Origin of the sequence: Kitasatospora sp. MAP12-44 (assembly GCF_029892095.1) — a bacterium.
GTDB lineage: Bacteria > Actinomycetota > Actinomycetes > Streptomycetales > Streptomycetaceae > Kitasatospora.
In genome coordinates this window covers 5,838,312-5,856,224 of record NZ_JARZAE010000004.1, presented here as the reverse complement: position 1 = coordinate 5,856,224, position 17,913 = coordinate 5,838,312, and the positions used below count along the sequence as shown (strand labels likewise).

Here is a 17,913-nt window from a genome sequence, read left to right as displayed (position 1 = left end):
GGAGCGTGGACCTTTCGGAAGGTGGGTGATCAGCCGCGGACTTCGAGCAGCGGCACGAACTGCTCGACCGGGGTCATCGATCCGTGCAGCCCGGTCATCGCGGACTCCCCCGGCTCGCTGCGGGAGGCGATCACCGCGATGTCGTCGCGGGCGGCGGCGACCACGTCGCCGATCCGGTGGTAGACCCGGTCGTCGACGGACGGGCCGAACCAGCCGGCCGCTATCGCCTCGTCCCGGCTGGCGACCCACATCCGGTCGCCGAGCACCTCGCTCCAGACCATCCGCACGTCGGCCGCGGCGCCCGGGACGGCGTAGACGTGCCGGGCCCGGGCCTCGCCGCCGAGCAGGGCTACGCCCGCGCTCAGCTCCCAGTCGTCGTCGAAGTCGATCCGGTCCTCGGGCGCGATGTCGATCATGCCGTGGTCGGCGGTGATGTACAGCGCCGAGCGCGGCGGCAGCTGCTCGGCGAGCCGCTGGGCCAGCCGGTCCACCGTGTTGAGCATCATCCGCCACTCGTCGGAGTCCACGCCGTAGCGGTGGCCCATGCCGTCCAGCTCGCTGACGTACGTGTAGACCAGCGCGCGGTCCGCACCGGCCAGCTGACGGGCCGCCAGGTCCATCCGCTCCTCGCCGGTGGTGCGGCCCAGGAAGTGGCCGCCGGAGAGCGCGACCTGGGTGAGCGGGGTCTGCGCGAAGAGCGGGGAGGAGACCTGGCTGGCCCGCACCCCGGCGGCGTGCACCCGCTCGAAGACCGTCGGGTAGGGCTGCCACTCGCGCGGCTCGACCGGCGGCTGCCAGCGCAGCTGGTTCATCAGCTGGTTGCGGCCGGGGATCGCCACCGTGTAGCCGGCCAGACCGTGCAGGCCCGGCGGCAGCCCGGTGCCCACCGAGGCCAGCGAGGTCGCGGTGGTGGAGGGGAAGCCCGCGGTCAGCGGCTGGGCGGTGTTGCCCAGCGACGTGGGCAGCAGCGAGGTCAGGAACGGCGCGTACTCGGGGTGGCGCTTGATCAGCTCCCAGCCCATGCCGTCGACCAGGAAGACGCAGACCCGGTCGGCGGGCTCGATCGGCAGCGTGCTGGTGAATCCGGGCACGCCGAGGCCGGCCGCCACCGACGGCAGCAGGTCGCAGAGCGAGCCGCTGCCGTACGAGGGCGCCGGTGCGTCACCGGGGGCGAGGAGTTCGAAGGCGTCGTGATCCGACGGAATGTAGGACATGGTGTGGGTGCCGGGCCTCAGGAACGGGTGCTGATGGTGGCCTCGGACAGCGCCCGGGCGAAGACCAGGGCCTGGGCGACCGTCTCCGGGCCGTCCCCCGCCTCGCTGACCCGCAGCGACAGGTCGTCCGCGGTGGCCGAGCCGGTGTAGCCGTGGTCGGCCTCGCAGTTCGGGTCCGAGCAGCCGGCCGGCTCCAGGTCGATCCGCTGGACGGCGCCCCAGCCGATGGTCAGCACCACCTCGCGCGGCAGCGTGCCCGGGGTGTAGGTCTCGGGGTTGGCCACCATCCGGCTGAGCACGACCGAACCGATCCGGTCCAGCCGGACGCACTCGGTCGAGGTCGTGGCGTACGGCACCGGGCTGGTCGCGTCGGCGGCCTGCTCGTCGGTGTGGCTGACCACGAACCTGGACGCGGTCAGCACCAGCACGGTGACGTGCCGGCGGACCTCGTTGGCGTCGAAGGTGGTCTCCTGGTGGACCAGGTAAGAGCTGATCGGCTCGGGGCCCACCGCGGACTCCACGGCCTCGGACACCAACGCGGGGTAGTAGCCGCTGCGCTCGATCGCCGAGCGCAGGTCCTGCGTGGTGGTGGTACCGGTCTTCGCCATAACTCCATCCTGGCATGTCCCGCCGACGGAGCGGGCTGGACTGCGCCGTACGTCCCGGGCGGCCGGGTGCGCCGACCGCGGCGCGGGAGGGCGCAACCCAGGAAGGCTACAGGGTGCTCATGCTGCGTGGGCCCAGATCGCTGCGCACGGGCAGCGGAGCGAGCCGCACCCGGGCTCCCAGGATGGTCAGGCCGTGCGGTGCCACCACCACCGGTTCGAGGTCGACCGAGGCCACTTCGGGCAGGTCGTCGACCAGTCGGGACACCCGCAGCAGGAGCTCCTCCAGGGCGTCGGTGTCCACCGGGTCGGCGCCACGCCAGCCGAACAGCAGCGGCGCCGCCCGTACCTCCCTGACCAGCGCGGCGACCTCCAGGTCGGTGGCCGGGACCAGCCGGTGCGCCAGGTCGCCGAGCAGCTCGGCGGGGGCGCCGGCCAGGCCGAAGGAGAGGATCGCGCCGACCGCCGGGTCGACGGTGGCGGCGATCACGGTGTCCACGCCGCGCGGGGCCAGCCGCTGCACCACCAGTTTCGCCTCGGCCGCGCCGCCGAGCAGCGCGTCCAGCTCACGGTGCGCCCGGCGCAGCCCCGGCTCGCCGGTCAGGTCCAGCCGGACGCTGCCCAGGTCGGCGCGGTGGCGCAGGTGGTCGGCGGTGGCCTTGAGCGCGACCGGGTAGCCGAGCGCGGCGGCGGCCTGCACGGCCCGCTTCTCGTCGGGGGCGGGCAGCGTGGGCTGGACGTCGATGCCGTAGTGGGCGAGCAGGGCGGCCGCGTCCTGGTCGGGGAGGGTGACCCGGCCGCCCACGTGGTGCTGCTCGACCAGGTCGCGGGCGGCGGCCTCGTCGATCCGGTCCAGCTCGGGGACCCGCGCGGTCTGCTCGGCGGCCTCGGTGGTGCGCCGCCACGCGCCGTAGCGGACGGCGTGCGCCAGGGCGCGCACCGCGCGTTCGGGCGCCGGGTAGGTCGGCACGACGTGCCCGTCGGTGCGCAGCCGCGCGGGCAGGTCGGTGAGGGTCAGATGGGTCAGCAGCAGCGGCTTGCCGCGCCGCCGGGCACCGGCGGCGGCCGCCAGCAGCGCCTCGCCGATCTCCGGGTCGGTGCCGGGCAGCGGCTGGTCGCCGGCGTCCGGGAGCGCTCCGGAGATCGGCGGGATGGCCACCGCGATCACCGCGTCCACCTCGGGGTCGCCGAGCGCGGTCTCCAGGGCGATCCGGAAGTTCTCGCCGGTGGCGGCGGTGGTCAGGTCCACCGGGATCCGCGGGCGCAGGCCCGCGCTCAGGCAGGCGTCGTGGGTGAGCAGGCCGAGCGAGTCCGAGTTGCCGACCACCGCGACCCGGTCGCCGGCCGGCAGTGGCTGGTGGGCGAGCAGCTCGCCGGTGTCGAAGAGCTCGGTGATGGTCTCCACCCGCACCACGCCGGCCTGCTGGAAGAGCGCGTCGACGGTGGCGTCGCGCAGGCCGGAGGCGGTGGACGGGACGGCGTGGCCTGGCGGCAGGCTGCCGGTGTGCCGGGCCCCCTTGACCACCACGACCGGCTTGACCTGGGCGAGCCGGCGGGCGATCCGGGTGAACTTGCGCGGGTTGCCGAAGGACTCCAGGTAGAGCAGCACCACGTCGGTGGCCGGGTCCTCCTCCCAGTACTGGAGCAGGTCGTTGCCCGAGACGTCGGCCCGGTTGCCGACCGAGGCGAACGAGGAGACGCCCAGGCCCCGGCGGTGCGCGGCCTCCAGCAGCGCGACGCCGATCGCACCGGACTGGCAGAACAGCCCGAACCGGCCGGCCCTGGGCAGCGCCGGGGCGAGCGAGGCGTTCAGCGGGTGCTCGGGGTCAGTGTTGACCAGGCCGAACGCGTTGGGGCCGATCACCCGCATGCCGGCCGCACGGGCCTGGCGGACCAGCGCGCGCTGGCGCTCGCGGCCCTCGGCGCCGGTCTCGGCGTACCCCGCGGTGACCACCACCAGGCCGCGGACCCCGTGCGCGCCGCACTCGCCGACCACCGCCGGGACGGCCGCGGCGGGCACCGCGAGGATCGCCAGGTCGACCGGTCCGGGGATCTCCAGGACCGAGCGGCACAGTGGCACGCCGTCCAGCACGGTGCCGGGCGGCGCCTTGCTGTTGACCGCGTACACCTCCCCCTGGAAGCCGCCGGCCAGCAGGTCGCGCAGCAGCGCCCGGCCGGGCGACCGCTCGGTGCGCGACACGCCGACCACCGCGACCGAGCGGGGCGTCAGCAGCCGCTGGACCGAGCGGGCCTCGGCGCGGTGCTCGCGGGCGCGCATGACCGCCAGCGAGGCGGCGGTGGGTTCGAGGTCGAGCTCCAGATGCAGCACGCCGTCGGTGTAGCTGCGCTGCTGGATGTAGCCGGCGTCGGTGAAGACCTTGGCCATCTTGCGGTTCTCGGGCAGCACCTCGGCGACGAAGCGGCGGATGCCACGCTCCTGGGCGACCGCGCCGATGTGTTCGAGCAGCGCGGAGGCCACCCCGCGGCCCTGGTGGGCGTCCTGGACCAGGAAGGCCACCTCGGCGTCGGTGCCGGACTCGCTGGGGCGGCCGACCTCGTCGATCCGGTCGTAGCGGACGGTGGCGATGAAGCGGTCGCGCACCACGACGGCCAGGCCGACCCGGTTGACGTAGTCGTGGTGGGTGAAGCGCTGGACGTCCCTGGCGGAGAGCCGGGGGTAGGGGGCGAAGAAGCGGAAGTACTTCGACTGGTCGGAGACCAGGGCGTAGAACTCCACCAGCCGGTCGGCGTCGGCCGGAGTGATCGGCCGGATCCGCGCTGTGCCGCCGTCGCGCAGCAGGACGTCCGCCTCCCAGTGCTGGGGGTAGCTGTGCGCGTCGCCCGGCCCGCCGTCCTGCGGGGCGGCCGGGGTCTGGGAATCCTCCACAACCGCCAGGCTATCGGGCGGTGGGCCGGACGGCTCCCCGCAGGCGGGGCCTGCGGGGGTTCCGTCGCGCCCGTGCCAGAATGGTCTAGACAACACAGCTCCAGCAGCACCACCTGAAAGGCACGTCTCATGGCTGAGCGCCGCGTCACCATCGGTTGGCCCGAGGGCCTGCACGCCCGTCCCGCCTCGGTCTTCGTGCGCGCGGTGGGCACCGTCGGCGTGCCCGTCACCATCGCCAAGGCCGGCGGCTCCCCCGTCAACGCCGCCTCGATGCTCGGCCTGCTGGCGCTCGGCGCCGAGGGCGGCGAGGAGGTCGTGCTCGCCGCCGACGCCGAGGGCGCGGACACCGCGCTCGACCGGCTGGCCGCGCTGGTCGCCGGCGGCCTGGACGAGCTGCCCGCCGCCTGAGCCGCCCGCGACAGGCCGAAGGGGTGCCCCGCCAGTGGCGGTGCACCCCTTCCACTTGTCCGGCAAACCGGGTGCAGCCGACCGATCCGACTGGGAAACTCCGAGGGTGACTCCTCCCTCTCGCGAATGAGAGGGCTTCTCACTTGACTCCATGGAATCTTATGACGGCCAAGCCCTGACCGCTACCGAAGTAGGCACGTAGCGTACCACGGCGCTCCGCGCCTCCGAACATCAGGATGCGTTTCCCGCCCGGCCTGACGGCCGGGATTCCCACGCAAGGAGAGAGAGATGGACCGAAGCCTGATCTCCGAGCTCGCGCACGCCCATCACCCCATCGCCGCGCCGCTGAGCGACGAGGCGGTGGCCGCGCTGCTGGCCCGCGCGGTGGTGCGCGGGGACGAGCGGGTGCTGGAACTCGGGTGCGGCGAGGGCGCCTGGCTGCTGCGCGCGCTGGCCGCGCACCCCGCGCTGACCGCCGACGGCGTCGACCACGCGCCGGGCGGGCTGACCAAGGCCCAGCAGGCCGCCGAGCAGCTGGGCGTGGCCCGCCGGCTCGGCCTGCACCACCTCGCCGCGGCCGACTTCATCGCGCCGCACCCGTACGACCTGGTGCTCAGCGTCGGAGCCACGTACGCCTTCGACGGACTGCTGCCCACCCTGGCCTCCGCCCGCCGCCACCTCGCCCCGGGCGGAGCCGTCCTGCTCGGCGAGAGCTACTGGCAGCGCCCGCCCGGCCAGGCCGCGCTGGACGGCTTCGGCGCCACCGCCGACGAGCTCGACGACCTGCCCACGCTGGTCGACCGGATCACCGCCGCCGGCTGGACGATCGTCGACGGACACACCAGCAGCGAGCAGGAGTTGGACGCCTACGAGTGGTCCTGGACCGGCTCGCTGGCCGCCTGGGCACTGGACCACCCCGACCACCCCGACGCCGCCGCGGCCACCGAAGCCGCCCTGGACCACCGCACCCGCTGGCTGCGCGGCTACCGCGGGACGTTCGGCTTCGTCACGCTGCTGCTGCGCCCGACGGCCTGAAACTCAGGACGTACCGCTCTTGCCGTAGCGCTTGGCGAGCTTGGGATCGGACTCCCACCACAGGCCCGCCGGCCCCTGCACGCTCTCCTCCGGCACCACGGCCGGCGCGACCACGCCGGCGCGCAGCCGGAAGACGAAGCCGGGGATGAAGGCCAGCACGCCCAGGATCAGCGGGACGATCGTGACCATCATCGAATAGCCGGTGTTGTACGCCGTGACCGGGCACGGCGCGCCCTCGCCCACCTCGACGGTGATCGTGTTGGAGCGGCCGCCGCCGACCCCGACCCGCACCGAACGCGTGCCGGGCTCGACCGCGAACCGCCCCGACTCCCCCTGCCGGACCTTGCCGACCCTCACCCCGTCGACGAAGACGCCGAGCAACCACGCCTTCCCCAGCGCCGGCGCTTCCGTCCGTATGAAGAGCTCTCCCTGCACGGCCACTCGCAATCCTGGTCAGCCCCGGCCCGCACCGGAGTCCTGCTACTACCAGGACCCACTATCCCTTGACGCAGACGACCTGCTTCAACTTGGCCACCACCTCGACCAGGTCCTGCTGCTGCTCCATGACCTTGTCGATCGACTTGTACGCGCCCGGGATCTCGTCCACCACGCCGCTGTCCTTGCGGCACTCCACGCCCCGGGTCTGCTCCTCCAGGTCCTTGACCGTGAAGCGCTTCTTCGCCGCCGTCCGGCTCATCCTGCGGCCGGCGCCGTGCGAGGCGGAGTTGAACGAGGCCGGGTTGCCGAGGCCACGGACGATGTACGAACCCGTGCCCATCGAGCCCGGGATGATGCCGAGGTCGCCCGAGCCGGCCCGGATCGCGCCCTTGCGGGTGACCAGCAGGTCTACGCCGTCGTAGCGCTCCTCGCTGACGTAGTTGTGGTGGCAGCTGATGACGTCGTCGAACGTGACGGCCGCCTTCGGGAACTCGCCACGCACGGCGTCCTGGAAGAGGGCCATCATCACGGCGCGGTTGTACTTGGCGTACTCCTGCGCCCAGAAGAGGTCCTGCCGGTAGGCGGCCATCTCCGGGGTCTTCGCCAGGAAGACCGCCAAGTCCCGGTCCACCAGGCCCTGGTTGTGCGGCAGGGCGCGGGCGACACCCATGTGGTGCTCGGCCAGCTCCTTGCCGATGTTGCGCGAGCCGGAGTGCAGCATCAACCAGACAGAATCGGTCGTGTCGAGGCAGAATTCGACGAAGTGGTTGCCGGATCCGAGCGTTCCCATCTGCAAAGTGGCGCGTTCGTGACGGAATTTGACCTCCGGCGCGATCAGATCGAACCGCGACCAGAAGTCGTCCCAGCCGCCGACCGCGAGGTCACGCAGCGAGCCCGGGTCGACGGCCTCCCTGTGCAGGCCGCGGCCGACCGGGATCAGCTGCTCGATCCGGGAGCGCAGCCGGCCGAGGTCGTCGGGCAGGTCGCGGGCGGTGAGCGAGGTCTTCACCGCGCTCATTCCGCAGCCGATGTCCACGCCGACCGCCGCCGGGCAGACGGCGTCCTTCATGGCGATGACGGAACCGACGGTCGCGCCCTTGCCCAGGTGGACGTCCGGCATCACGGCCAGGCCGTGCAGCCAGGGCAGCGTGGAGATGTTGCGCAGCTGCTGGAGCGCCGCGCTCTCGACGGTGGACGGGTTGGTCCACATCCGGATCGGGACCCGGACTCCGGGCACTTCGGTGTACGACATGGTGAGACTGACCCCCAAAGGTCGACAATTCCAGAGTAGGACGAGGGTGGTACTGCCACGCGAAGCGTCCGGCGTGGCCCGGGAAGTGTGGGAGGAACGCGCTCGGCCAGAAGGCTCAGGCGGTTCGTCGGCAGGCGGCGGCGGACAGCGGCCTCGGGGAGCGCGGCGCGTTGACGCGCCTGCCTGGTTGCTCGACCCGCATGGTGACCGCCTCCTCTCCACTGCCGCTCTGCTCGCCGCTCGGTGCGACGGGGCTATCAACCCACGGAACGCGGTGCTCCGGCAAGGGAATTACCGAGGCCCGGCGGAAGGATCCGCCGGGCCTCGGTCAGGGTGTGAACGAACGTCAGGAGGTCAGCACCGTGACCTCGCCGATGCCGAGCTCCTTGACCTGGTCGGCGATCACCGAGGCGTCCCCGACCAGCACGGTGACCAGGCGGTCCGGCTGGAACGCGGCGACCACGGCGTCCGTGGCGGCCTGGGTGCCCATCGCGGCCAGCTGCCGGTAGACCTCCGCCTGGAAGTCGTCCGGCAGGTACTGCTCGACCTGGTCGGCCAGCGTGCCCGCCACCGAGCTCGCCGTCTCGTACTTGAGCGGGGCGACCCCGACCAGGTACTGCACGGCCTCCTCGCGCTCGGCGTCGGTCAGGCCCTCGGCGGCGAGGGTGCGCAGGATGGTCCAGGTGTCGGCCAGCGCGGGGGCGGTGGAGGCGGTGTCGACCGAGCCGCTGATGGCCAGCAGCGAGCGGCCCGAGCCGTCGGCACCGGAGCGCAGCGGCTGGGCGAAGGCGCGCACACCGTAGGTGTAGCCCTTCTCCTCGCGCAGCACCCGGTCCAGCCGGGAGGTGAGCGTGCCGCCGAGGCAGTAGGTGCCGAGCACCTGCGCGGCCCAGCTCGGGTCGTGCCGGTCCGGGCCGATCCGGCCGATCAGCAGCTGGGTCTGGACGGCCCCGGGCCGGTCGACGACGACCACCCGGCTGTGGTCGTCGGCGGTGACCGGCGCGGGCTTGCTGGGCTCGGCGCGGTCGCCGGTCCAGGTGCCGAGGGTGGACTCAAGGAGTGCCGGCAGGTCGACGCCGGTGAGGTCGCCGACCACGACCGCGGTGGCGGTGGAGGGGCGGAAGTACGCGTCGTAGAAGGCCTGGACGGCGGCGCGGTCGATCCGCTTGACGGTGTCGGCGCCGCCGGCCCGCGGGCGCGAGAGTCGGTCGGCGGAGTCGAAGAGCTCGGCGTAGAACGCCTTGGCCGCGCGCCGCGCGGGGTTGGCCTGCTCGTGGACGATCTCGTCGAGGCGGTTGGCGACCAGCCGCTCGATCTCGTCCTCGGGCAGCGCGGGGGCGCGCAGCGCTTCGGCGAGCAGGGTCAGGCCGCGCTCCAGGCGGGAGGCCGGGACCTCCAGGACGACCCGGATGCACGGGTGGTCGGCGTGCGCGTCCAGGTTGGCGCCGGCCCGCTCCAACTCACCGGCGAACTCCTCCGCGGTGAGCGTGGCGGTGCCCTCGTTGAGCGCCCGGGCGAGGATCGTCGCGACGCCGTCCAGCCCCTCGGGCTCGGCGGCGAGCGGCGCGTCGATCAGCACCTCGACGGCGACCAGCTGCTGGCCGGGACGGTCGCAGTGCAGCACCGTCAGGCCGTTGGCGAGCGCCGAGCGGCTGGGCGCGGGGAAGGCCCACGGGGACGGCGTGCCGGGCTCCGGCTGCGGGTGGAAGGTCATGGTGGGGACGAAGGCGCTCATGCGGCGTCCTCCTCGGTGGTGTCGGAGTCGGCGGAGTCGGCGACCAGCGGCTCGTAGGCGAGGGTGGCCCGGTTGTCCGGTCGGATGCGGGCCTCGGCGAGCGCCCTGACCTCCTCGGCGGTGACGGCCATGACCCGCTCGAGCGCGCCGTTGAGCAGCTTGGGGTCGCCGAACAGCACGGCGAAGCGGCAGAGCTCGTCGGCACGGCCGCTGACGGTGGTCAGCCGGTCGAGCCACTCGCGCTCGATCTGCGCCTGGGCGCGCTCCAGCTCCTGCGCGGTGGGGCCCTCCGCGGCGAACCGGGCGAGCTCCTCGTCGATGGCGCTCTCGACCTGGGCGATGGTGGCCTCGCCGGAGGTCTTGACGTCGAGCCAGCCGAGCGAGGGGGCGCCGGCCAGCCGCAGCAGGCCGAAGCCGGCCGAGACGGCGGTGCGGTCGCGGCGGACCAGCCGGTTGTAGAGCCGGCTGGACTCGCCCGAGCCGAGCACGGTGAGCGCCAGGTCGGCGGCGTCCGCCTCGCGGGTGCCGTCGTGCGGCAGGCGGTAGACGGACATCAGGGCGCGGGAGGGGACCTCCTCCTCGACCAGCTCGCGGACCTCCCCGCCCATCACCTCGGGCAGCGCGCCGTCGCGCGGCGGCTGCTTGCCGTCGTGGCCGGGGATGGAGCCGAAGTACTTCTCGACCCAGGCGATGGTCTGCTCGGTGTCGATGTCGCCGACCACCGAGAGCACCGCGTTGTTGGGCGCGTAGTACGTACGGAAGAAGGTGCGGGCGTCTTCCAGGGTGGCCGCGTCCAGGTCGGCCATCGAGCCGATCGGGGTGTGGTGGTACGGGTGGCCCTCGGGGAACGAGAGCGCGGTGAGCTTCTCGAAGGCCGTGCCGTACGGGACGTTGTCGTAGCGCTGGCGGCGCTCGTTCTTGACGACGTCGCGCTGGTTCTCCATCGACGCGTCGTCCAGCGCGGCGAGCAGCGAGCCCATCCGGTCGGCCTCCAGCCAGAGCGCGAGCTCCAGTTGGTGGGTCGGCATGGTCTCGAAGTAGTTGGTGCGCTCGAAGCTGGTGGTGCCGTTGAGGGAACCGCCGGCGCCCTGGACCAGCTCGAAGTGGCCGTTGTTGGACACGTTGGCGGAACCCTGGAACATCAGGTGCTCGAAGAGGTGCGCCAGACCCGTACGGCCCTTCACCTCGTGGCGGGAGCCGACGTCGTACCAGAGGCAGACGGCGGCCACCGGAGTGAGGTGGTCCTCTGAGAGCACCACTCGCAGGCCGTTGGCCAGGCGGTGCTCGGTGATGGCGATGCCTTTGGTGGAGGCGGGGGCCGGGTTGGCCATGCTCTCGGGTCCTTCCCGTCAGGATGCGTCGGGGGGCTGACTACGGCCCCCATTGTGGTGCAACGCGTCAGACCCGGAGATGCCTCCGCGCGGGAGGGGCGTTCGCCAGCGGCGGAAGAGGGCCACCGGGCGGCCCTTGGCGGGGAGTGTCAGCGAGAGGGTCCACAATGGGGGGCGCCAGACCCCCGTGACGACATGTGATGCAGCTGAAGACGCAAGGGAGCCCCGCCGCGATGGCCCGCCGAAGTTCGCCGACCCCGCCGCCCGGAGACTTCGAGGAGCGGATCCTCGACGTCGACGTCGTGGACGAGATGCAGAATTCGTACCTGGAGTACGCCTACTCGGTGATCTACTCCCGCGCCCTGCCGGACGCACGGGACGGCCTCAAGCCGGTGCACCGCCGCATCCTGTACCAGGCCAACGAGATGGGCCTGCGCCCGGAGCGCTCGCATGTGAAGTGCGCGCGCGTGGTCGGCGAGGTGATGGGCCGGCTGCACCCGCACGGTGACGCCTCCATCTACGACTCGATCGTCCGGATGGCGCAGCCGTTCTCCATGCGGGTCCCGCTGATCGACGGCCACGGCAACTTCGGCTCGCTCGGCAACGACGACCCGCCGGCCGCGATGCGCTACACCGAGTCGCGGCTGACCTCCGCCTCGATGGCCCTGGTGGAGTCGATCCACGAGGACACCGTCGACTTCGCGCCGAACTACGACGGCAGCGAGCAGGAGCCGGTGGTGCTCCCGGCCGCGTTCCCGAACCTGCTGGTCAACGGCACGACCGGGATCGCGGTCGGCATGGCGACCAATATGCCGCCGCACAACCTCAGCGAGGTGGTGGCCGCCGCCCGGCACCTGATCAAGCACCCGAGCGCCGATCTCGACACCCTGATGCGCTTCATCCCCGGCCCTGACCTGCCCACCGGCGGCCGGATCGTGGGCCTGTCGGGCATCCGGGACGCGTACGAGAAGGGCCGCGGCACCTTCAGGATCCGCGCCACCGCGACGGTGGAGGACGTCACCCCGCGCCGCAAGGGCATCGTGGTGACCGAGCTGCCGTACACGGTCGGCCCGGAGAAGGTGATCGCCAAGATCAAGGACCTGGTCGGCGCCAAGAAGCTGCAGGGCATCGCGGACGTCAAGGACCTCACCGACCGCTCGCACGGCCTGCGGCTGGTGATCGAGGTCAAGAACGGCTTCGTCCCCGAGGCGCTGCTGGAGCAGCTCTACAAGTTGACGCCGCTGGAGGAGACCTTCGGCATCAACAACGTGGCGCTGGTGGACGGCCAGCCGTTGACGCTGGGCCTCAAGGAGCTGCTGGAGGTCTACGTCGACCACCGCTTCGAGGTGGTCCGCCGGCGCAGCGAGTTCCGTCGGCGCAAGCGCCTGGAGCGGCTGCACCTGGTCGAGGGTCTGCTGGTCGCGCTGGTCGACATCGACGAGGTCATCGCGCTGATCCGCTCCAGCGACAACGCGACGCAGGCCAAGGAGCGCCTGATCGAGCGCTTCTCGCTCTCCGAGGTGCAGACCGCCTACATCCTGGACACGCCGCTGCGCCGGCTGACCCGGTTCGACCGGGTCGAGCTGGAGGAGGAGCAGGCCAAGCTCACCGCGGAGATCGCCGAGCTGACCGAGATCCTGGAGTCGGACAGCAAGCTGCGCGGCGTCGTCTCAGGCGAACTGGGTGCGGTGGCCAAGCAGTTCGGCACCGAGCGGCGCACCGTGCTGCTGGAGGCGGGCGCGCTGCCGTCCGCCGCGCTGGCGGTGCCGCTCGAGGTGGCCGACGACCCGTGCCGGGTGCTGCTCTCCTCCACCGGCCTGCTGGCCCGCACGGCGGACGGCGGGCCGATCGACCTGTCGGAGGGCTCGGCGAACCGCGCCAAGCACGATGTGATCGTTTCGGCGGTCCCCGCCACCGCGCGGGCCGACGTCGGCGCGGTGACCTCGGCCGGCCGGGTGCTGCGGCTGCCGGTGATCGACCTGCCGGCGCTGCCTCCGCAGCCCTCGGTCTCGCTGGCCGGCGGGGCGAAGGTGGCCGAGCTGCTGCGGCTGGAGCCGGGCGAGCGGCTGATCGCGCTGACCACGCTGGACGAGTCCTCGCCGGGCCTGGCGCTGGGCACCGCGCAGGGTGTGGTGAAGCGGGTGGTGCCGGAGTGGCCCGCCAACAAGGACGAGTTCGAGGTGATCGCGCTCAAGGACGGCGACGAGGTGGTCGGCGCGGTCGAGCTGCGCACCGGCGAGGAGGACCTGGTCTTCATCACCAGCGACGCCCAGCTGCTGCGCTACCCGGCGGGCCAGGTGCGGCCGCAGGGCCGACCGGCCGGCGGGATGGCCGGCATCAAGCTGACCGACGGTGCCAGGGTGCTCTCGTTCACGGCGGTGGACCCGGCGGCCGACGCGGTGGTGGTCTCGGTCGCGGGCGCCTCGGGGACGCTCACCGGTGAGGCGCAGAGCAGCTGGAAGGTCACCCCGTTCGACCAGTACCCGCGCAAGGGGCGGGCCACCGGCGGGGTGCGCTGCCAGCGCTTCCTGCGCGGCGAGGACGCACTGGCCTTCGCCTGGGCGGGCGCGCTGCCGGCCTGGGCGGCCGCGGCCAACGGTTCGCCGGTCCAGCTGCCCGAGCGCGACCCGCGCCGGGACGGCTCGGGCACCCCGGTGAGCACGCCGATCGCGGCGGTCGCCGGCCCGGCCTGACCCCACCCGTCACTCAGGTCACCCTTCCCTCCCCGGGTAGGGTGACCTGAGTGACCACCTGTACGACCCTGTCGCGCGAACTCGCCGAGCCGCTGGCCGCCACCGCGGCCACCGCCACGACCTGGCTGCTGCTGGAGCAGTCCGGGCCGTGGGGGGCCAAGGCGCTCAGCGAGAGCCACCTGCCGACAGAGCTGGGCCGGGCGCTGGAGGCGGCCTGCGCGGACACGGGCGTACGGCCGGCCCTGATCCGCCGCCCCGGGCGGCACCCCGACGACCGCGGCGAGGCCCGCCACCAGGTGCTGCTGGCCCATACCGCGCCAGGCAACTCCTGGCTCCGCCGAGCCGAACTCACCGACCCCGCCGAGCTGTTGACACTGGACCTGGCCGCCGTGGGCGCGGGCGAGCACGGCGGCTTCGGCGCCGAGCACACCGGCGGGCCGCTGGCACTGGTGTGCACCAACGGCCGCCGCGACCGCTGCTGCGCAATGCTGGGCCGTCCGCTGGCCGCCGAGCTGGCGGCGGCGGGGCACAGCGAGGTCTGGGAGGTCACCCACCTCGGCGGCCACCGCTTCGCACCCACCATGCTGGTGCTGCCGTACGGCTACTCCTACGGGCGGCTGAGCGAGGCGGACGCCAAGGAGGTGCTCGCCGCGACGGCCGCCGGGCAGACCTCGCCGCGGTGGTCGCGGGGGCGCTCGTACTGGGACCGGCCGGCCCAGGCGGCGGAGCACGCGGTGCGGGAGCTGACCGGCGAGCGGGCCATAGAGGCCCTGACGATCACTCAGCGGCCCTCGGGCGACGGGCGGTGGACGTGCGAGGTGACGCACACCGACGGCCGGCGCTGGCGGGTCGAGGTGGCGCAGGAGCTGAGCCGGCCGGCCCGACCGGAGAGCTGCGGCAAGGCTCCGGGCACCCCGAGCCGGATGGACGTCCGCTCCGTCACGGCCCGCTGAGCCCGCTGCACACTGAGCCCACTGCCCGCCGAGCCCACGGTCCGCCGGCCCCCAGCGCTCACCGAGCGTCAGCACCCCGTTCGGCGGACTCCGCAGGGCGGCGCCGCCCGTCGGCTGCTTAGCGTGGCGCCCATGAACATACGCACCCAGACCGTCGCGAACCCGGACACTGCCGAGCAGGTCCGCCGGGCGACGGGGGCCCTTCCGGCCAAGGGGATCCAGACCGACCAGCGGGCGCACGCCAGCCGGGCGACCCGGCTGCGCCGCGGTATCGCCATGGCCACCGCCGTACTGGCGGGCGTCGGAGCGATCAGCTTCGGCGCCGCCGCCGGTACCGCCGCCGCGGAGCCCGCTCCCAGCCACGCGGGCTGGGACGGCTCGGTCTACTGGTTCGTCAACGAGGCCGGAGACTGGCGCTACACCAGCCACGAGGACATCTACCTCGAGCGCACCGGTGGCGATGACGGCGACAGCGGCTACGGCGACAGCGACAGTACCGACAGCGACGACCCGACGCCCGACGCCGCCTCCGACGACGGCATCGAGCAGGGCTGGGACGGCTCGGTCTACTGGTTCAAGAACAGCAGCGGCGAGTGGCGCTACACCAGCCACGAGGACATCTACCTCAACCGGATCGGTGAGGGCTCGGACTCCGCGAGCGACAACTCCTCCTCCGACAGCTCGGACTCCCCCGCCGCCCGTAGCGGCGACACCGAGGCGGCCGTCGAGTTCGCCCTCGCCCAGGTCGGCAAGCCCTTCAAAATGGGCGGCAACGGGCCGAACAGCTACGACTGCTCGGGCCTGGTCCAGCAGGCCTTCCTACGGGCCGGCATCTCGCTGCCGCGGATCGCCGACGAGCAGTACGGCGCCACCACGCCGATCAGCTCCAGCGACCTGCAGCGCGGCGACCTGCTGTACTGGTCCCCCGACGGCAGCCCGGGCGGGATCCAGCACACCGCGATCTACCTCGGCGACAACCAGTACGTCGAGGCGGCGCACCCCGGCACGGTCGTCCGGATCTCGCACCTGAACAGCGGCAACTGGCCGACCCAGACCGGTCGCCCGTAAGCCCCACCCCCGTTCCCGTGAAGCAGTCGTCCCCGGCAGCGCGCGCTGCCGGGGACGACTGGTCTCTTCCAAGCAGGTCAGACCGCGCCCGCGCCGGTCAGCGAGCGGACCTCCAGCTCGGCGAACTTGTCCTCGTCCGCGCGCTCCTCGCCGCTGACGGTGCCCACCCAGCCGAGCAGGAAGCCCAGCGGGATGGAGACCAACCCCGGGTTCTCCAGCGGGAACCAGTGGAAGTCCACGCCGGGGAACATCGCCGTCTTGCTGCCGGAGACCACCGGCGAGAAGACCACCAGCAGCAGCGCCGGCACCAGCCCGCCGTACGTCGCCCAGCAGGCGCCGCGGGTGGTGAAGCGGCGCCAGAAGAGGTTGTAGAGCAGGGTGGGCAGGTTGGCCGAGGCGGCCACCGCGAAGGCCAGACTAACCAGGAAGGCGACGTTCAACCGCTGGGCGAAGAGGCTGAGCACGATCGCGAGACCGCCGATCAGCACGGCCGCCAGCCGGGCCACCACCACCTCCCGGCGGTCCGACACCGGCGGCTTGGCCGGGCTGCGGAAGGCCTGCGCATAGAGGTCGTGAGCGAAGGAGACCGACGAGGCCAGGGTCAGCCCGGCGACCACCGCGAGGATGGTGGCGAAGGCGATGGCGGAGGTGATCGCGAAGAAGAGCGTGCCGCCGGTGCTGCCCTCGCCGCCGCCGAGCTTGAGGGCGAGCAGCGGGACGGCCGTGTTGCCGGCCGAGTTGGCGCCGCGCACCTCCTTCGAGCCGACCAGCGCGGTGGCGCCGAGCCCCAGCACCACGGTCATCAGATAGAAGGCGCCGACCAGCGCGATCGCCCAGATCGTGGAGCGGCGGGCGGCCCGCGCGGTGGGCACGGTGTAGAAGCGCGAGAGGATGTGCGGCAGGCCGGCGGTGCCGAGCACCAGGGCCAGGCCCAGGCTCACGAAGTCGATCCGACTGGTGGTGCTGGCACCGTACTTGAGCCCGGGCTCCAGGTACTTGTCCCCGGCGCCGCTGCCGTGCGCGGCGGCGTGCATCAGCGCGGCGAAGTCGCCGCCGAAGTGCACCAGCACCAGGACGGTGAGCAGCACCGCGCCGATCATCAGCATCAGCGCCTTGACGATCTGGATCCAGGTCGTGGCCCGCATGCCGCCGACCGTGACGTAGATGATCATCAGGGCGCCGACCGCGACGATGGTCCAGGTCTTGGCGGCGGCCCCGGTGCTGCCGAGCAGCAGCGCGACCAGGCTGCCCGCGCCGACCATCTGGGCGATCAGGTAGAGCAGCGTGACCACCACGCTGGAGAGGCCGGCGGCGGCCCGTACCGGGCGCTGGCGCATCCGGGTGGCCAGCACGTCGGCCAGCGTGTAGCGGCCGGTGTTGCGGACCAGTTCGGCCACCCACATCAGCACGACCAGCCAGGCGACCAGGAAGCCGATGCTGTACACCACGCCGTCGTAGCCGTACAGCGCGATGAGTCCGGTGACGCCGAGGAAGGAGGCGGCCGAGAGGTAGTCGCCGGAGAGCGCGATGCCGTTCTGCAGCGGGCCGAAGTCGCGGCCACCGGCGTAGAAGTCCTCGGTGGCCTGGCCGCGGCGGCCGACCCAGAGGGTGATCGCCAGGGTCACCACGACCACCAGGGCGAAGAGCACGATGGCCAGGTCGTGGTGCTGACCGGTGCTGGACGGTGCCAGCTGGCGGACGGGCACGGGCACGACGGGAGGCACGGGGACCTCGGTGAGTTTCATCGGAGCTGGTCCTGGGTTTCCCAGCGCAGGCCGAGGGCTGCTCGGTCGCGCTTGGTGCGGGCATTGCGGGAATAGAGCCAGGTGATCAGAAAGGTCGAGACGAACTGGAGTAGCCCCAGTAGCCACGCCACGCTGAACGGCCCGGCGACCTGATGGCGCATCAAGTCGGGTGCGGCCGCCTGGGCGGTCACGTAGAGCAGGTACCAACCGAGGAATACCGCGGTGGCGGGAAATACGAATGTCCGATAGCTGCGACGAATCTCCTGAAAAGCCTCGCTTCGCTGGACCTCCCGGTAGACCTCCGCGGCGGCCGGGTCCGGCGGCCGGTCGGCCGGCCGCTCCGGGCGCGGCGCCGGGACGACGACAACGGGGACGGGGGCGGCCTTGACGGCGGCGGGCTCCTTGGCCCGCCGCGCCACGCCGACCGGGCCGGGCGCGGACCACCAGTCGAACCGCTGCCCCTGCCGGGACCTGCGACGACCGGCTGGTCCGGTGACTTCCTGCTGTGCCAAAGCTGCTCCTGGCCCGTGATGCGCCACCGAGCGGTGG

General features: G+C 72.8%; 14 protein-coding genes. 5 read left to right on the top strand and 9 right to left on the bottom strand.

What is annotated here, in order from left to right:
• Positions 1-29 precede the first annotated feature (29 nt).
• From P3T34_RS26935 to P3T34_RS26925, 3 genes are all read right to left on the bottom strand, one after another.
• A complete protein-coding gene (locus P3T34_RS26935; RefSeq protein ID WP_280668617.1) occupies positions 30-1,214 on the bottom strand; it encodes an alkaline phosphatase family protein in 1,185 nt (394 codons plus the stop codon).
• 17 nt (positions 1,215-1,231) lie between these two features.
• Complete coding sequence (locus P3T34_RS26930; RefSeq protein ID WP_280668616.1) at positions 1,232-1,822, bottom strand: DUF5998 family protein; 591 nt, start codon at positions 1,820-1,822, stop codon at positions 1,232-1,234.
• A gap of 106 nt (positions 1,823-1,928) precedes the next feature.
• Entirely contained in the window at positions 1,929-4,706 is a 2,778-nt protein-coding gene (locus P3T34_RS26925) for a GNAT family N-acetyltransferase (RefSeq protein WP_280668615.1), read from the bottom strand.
• A gap of 129 nt (positions 4,707-4,835) precedes the next feature.
• Between P3T34_RS26925 and P3T34_RS26920 the strand changes: the two genes are divergently transcribed.
• Together P3T34_RS26920 and P3T34_RS26915 are read left to right on the top strand one after the other, a co-directional pair.
• Positions 4,836-5,114, top strand: a complete 279-nt coding sequence (locus P3T34_RS26920; protein WP_280668614.1) for an HPr family phosphocarrier protein — start codon at positions 4,836-4,838, stop codon at positions 5,112-5,114.
• A 288-nt stretch (positions 5,115-5,402) separates the two neighbouring features.
• Positions 5,403-6,149 (top strand): class I SAM-dependent methyltransferase, encoded by a 747-nt coding sequence (locus tag P3T34_RS26915; protein WP_280668613.1) that lies wholly within the window; start codon positions 5,403-5,405, stop codon positions 6,147-6,149.
• Positions 6,150-6,152: 3 nt separating this feature from the next.
• Here the strand turns inward: P3T34_RS26915 and P3T34_RS26910 are convergent, their stop codons facing one another.
• The 4 genes from P3T34_RS26910 to P3T34_RS26895 all read right to left on the bottom strand — a co-directional run bounded on the left by P3T34_RS26910 (position 6,153) and on the right by P3T34_RS26895 (position 10,905).
• On the bottom strand, positions 6,153-6,590 hold the full coding sequence (locus P3T34_RS26910) for a hypothetical protein (protein WP_280668612.1): 438 nt from the start codon (positions 6,588-6,590) through the stop codon (positions 6,153-6,155).
• 55 nt (positions 6,591-6,645) lie between these two features.
• The gene (locus tag P3T34_RS26905) at positions 6,646-7,839 is read right to left on the bottom strand and encodes an RtcB family protein (protein WP_280668611.1); all 1,194 of its coding nucleotides are present in this window, start codon (positions 7,837-7,839) and stop codon (positions 6,646-6,648) included.
• Positions 7,840-8,185: 346 nt separating this feature from the next.
• Positions 8,186-9,553 (bottom strand): pitrilysin family protein, encoded by a 1,368-nt coding sequence (locus P3T34_RS26900; protein WP_280672419.1) that lies wholly within the window; start codon positions 9,551-9,553, stop codon positions 8,186-8,188.
• Between the two features lie 17 nt (positions 9,554-9,570).
• Positions 9,571-10,905, bottom strand: a complete 1,335-nt coding sequence (locus tag P3T34_RS26895; protein ID WP_280668610.1) for a pitrilysin family protein — start codon at positions 10,903-10,905, stop codon at positions 9,571-9,573.
• A 233-nt stretch (positions 10,906-11,138) separates the two neighbouring features.
• Between P3T34_RS26895 and P3T34_RS26890 the strand changes: the two genes are divergently transcribed.
• The 3 genes from P3T34_RS26890 to P3T34_RS26880 all read left to right on the top strand — a co-directional run bounded on the left by P3T34_RS26890 (position 11,139) and on the right by P3T34_RS26880 (position 15,619).
• A complete protein-coding gene (locus tag P3T34_RS26890) occupies positions 11,139-13,598 on the top strand; it encodes a DNA topoisomerase IV subunit A (protein WP_280668609.1) in 2,460 nt (819 codons plus the stop codon).
• 50 nt (positions 13,599-13,648) lie between these two features.
• The gene (locus P3T34_RS26885) at positions 13,649-14,551 is read left to right on the top strand and encodes a sucrase ferredoxin (protein WP_280668608.1); all 903 of its coding nucleotides are present in this window, start codon (positions 13,649-13,651) and stop codon (positions 14,549-14,551) included.
• 132 nt (positions 14,552-14,683) lie between these two features.
• Entirely contained in the window at positions 14,684-15,619 is a 936-nt protein-coding gene (locus P3T34_RS26880) for a C40 family peptidase (RefSeq protein WP_280668607.1), read from the top strand.
• A 77-nt stretch (positions 15,620-15,696) separates the two neighbouring features.
• On the opposite strand, the gene P3T34_RS26875 is transcribed toward P3T34_RS26880, so the two are convergent.
• Together P3T34_RS26875 and P3T34_RS26870 are read right to left on the bottom strand one after the other, a co-directional pair.
• Positions 15,697-17,364 carry a cation acetate symporter gene (locus tag P3T34_RS26875; RefSeq protein ID WP_280668606.1) on the bottom strand — a complete coding sequence of 556 codons (1,668 nt, stop codon included), beginning with the start codon at positions 17,362-17,364 and terminating at the stop codon, positions 15,697-15,699.
• Complete coding sequence (locus P3T34_RS26870) at positions 17,361-17,876, bottom strand: DUF485 domain-containing protein (protein WP_280668605.1); 516 nt, start codon at positions 17,874-17,876, stop codon at positions 17,361-17,363. The genes P3T34_RS26875 and P3T34_RS26870 overlap by 4 nt, the downstream gene beginning before the upstream one ends.
• Positions 17,877-17,913: the final 37 nt, after the last annotated feature.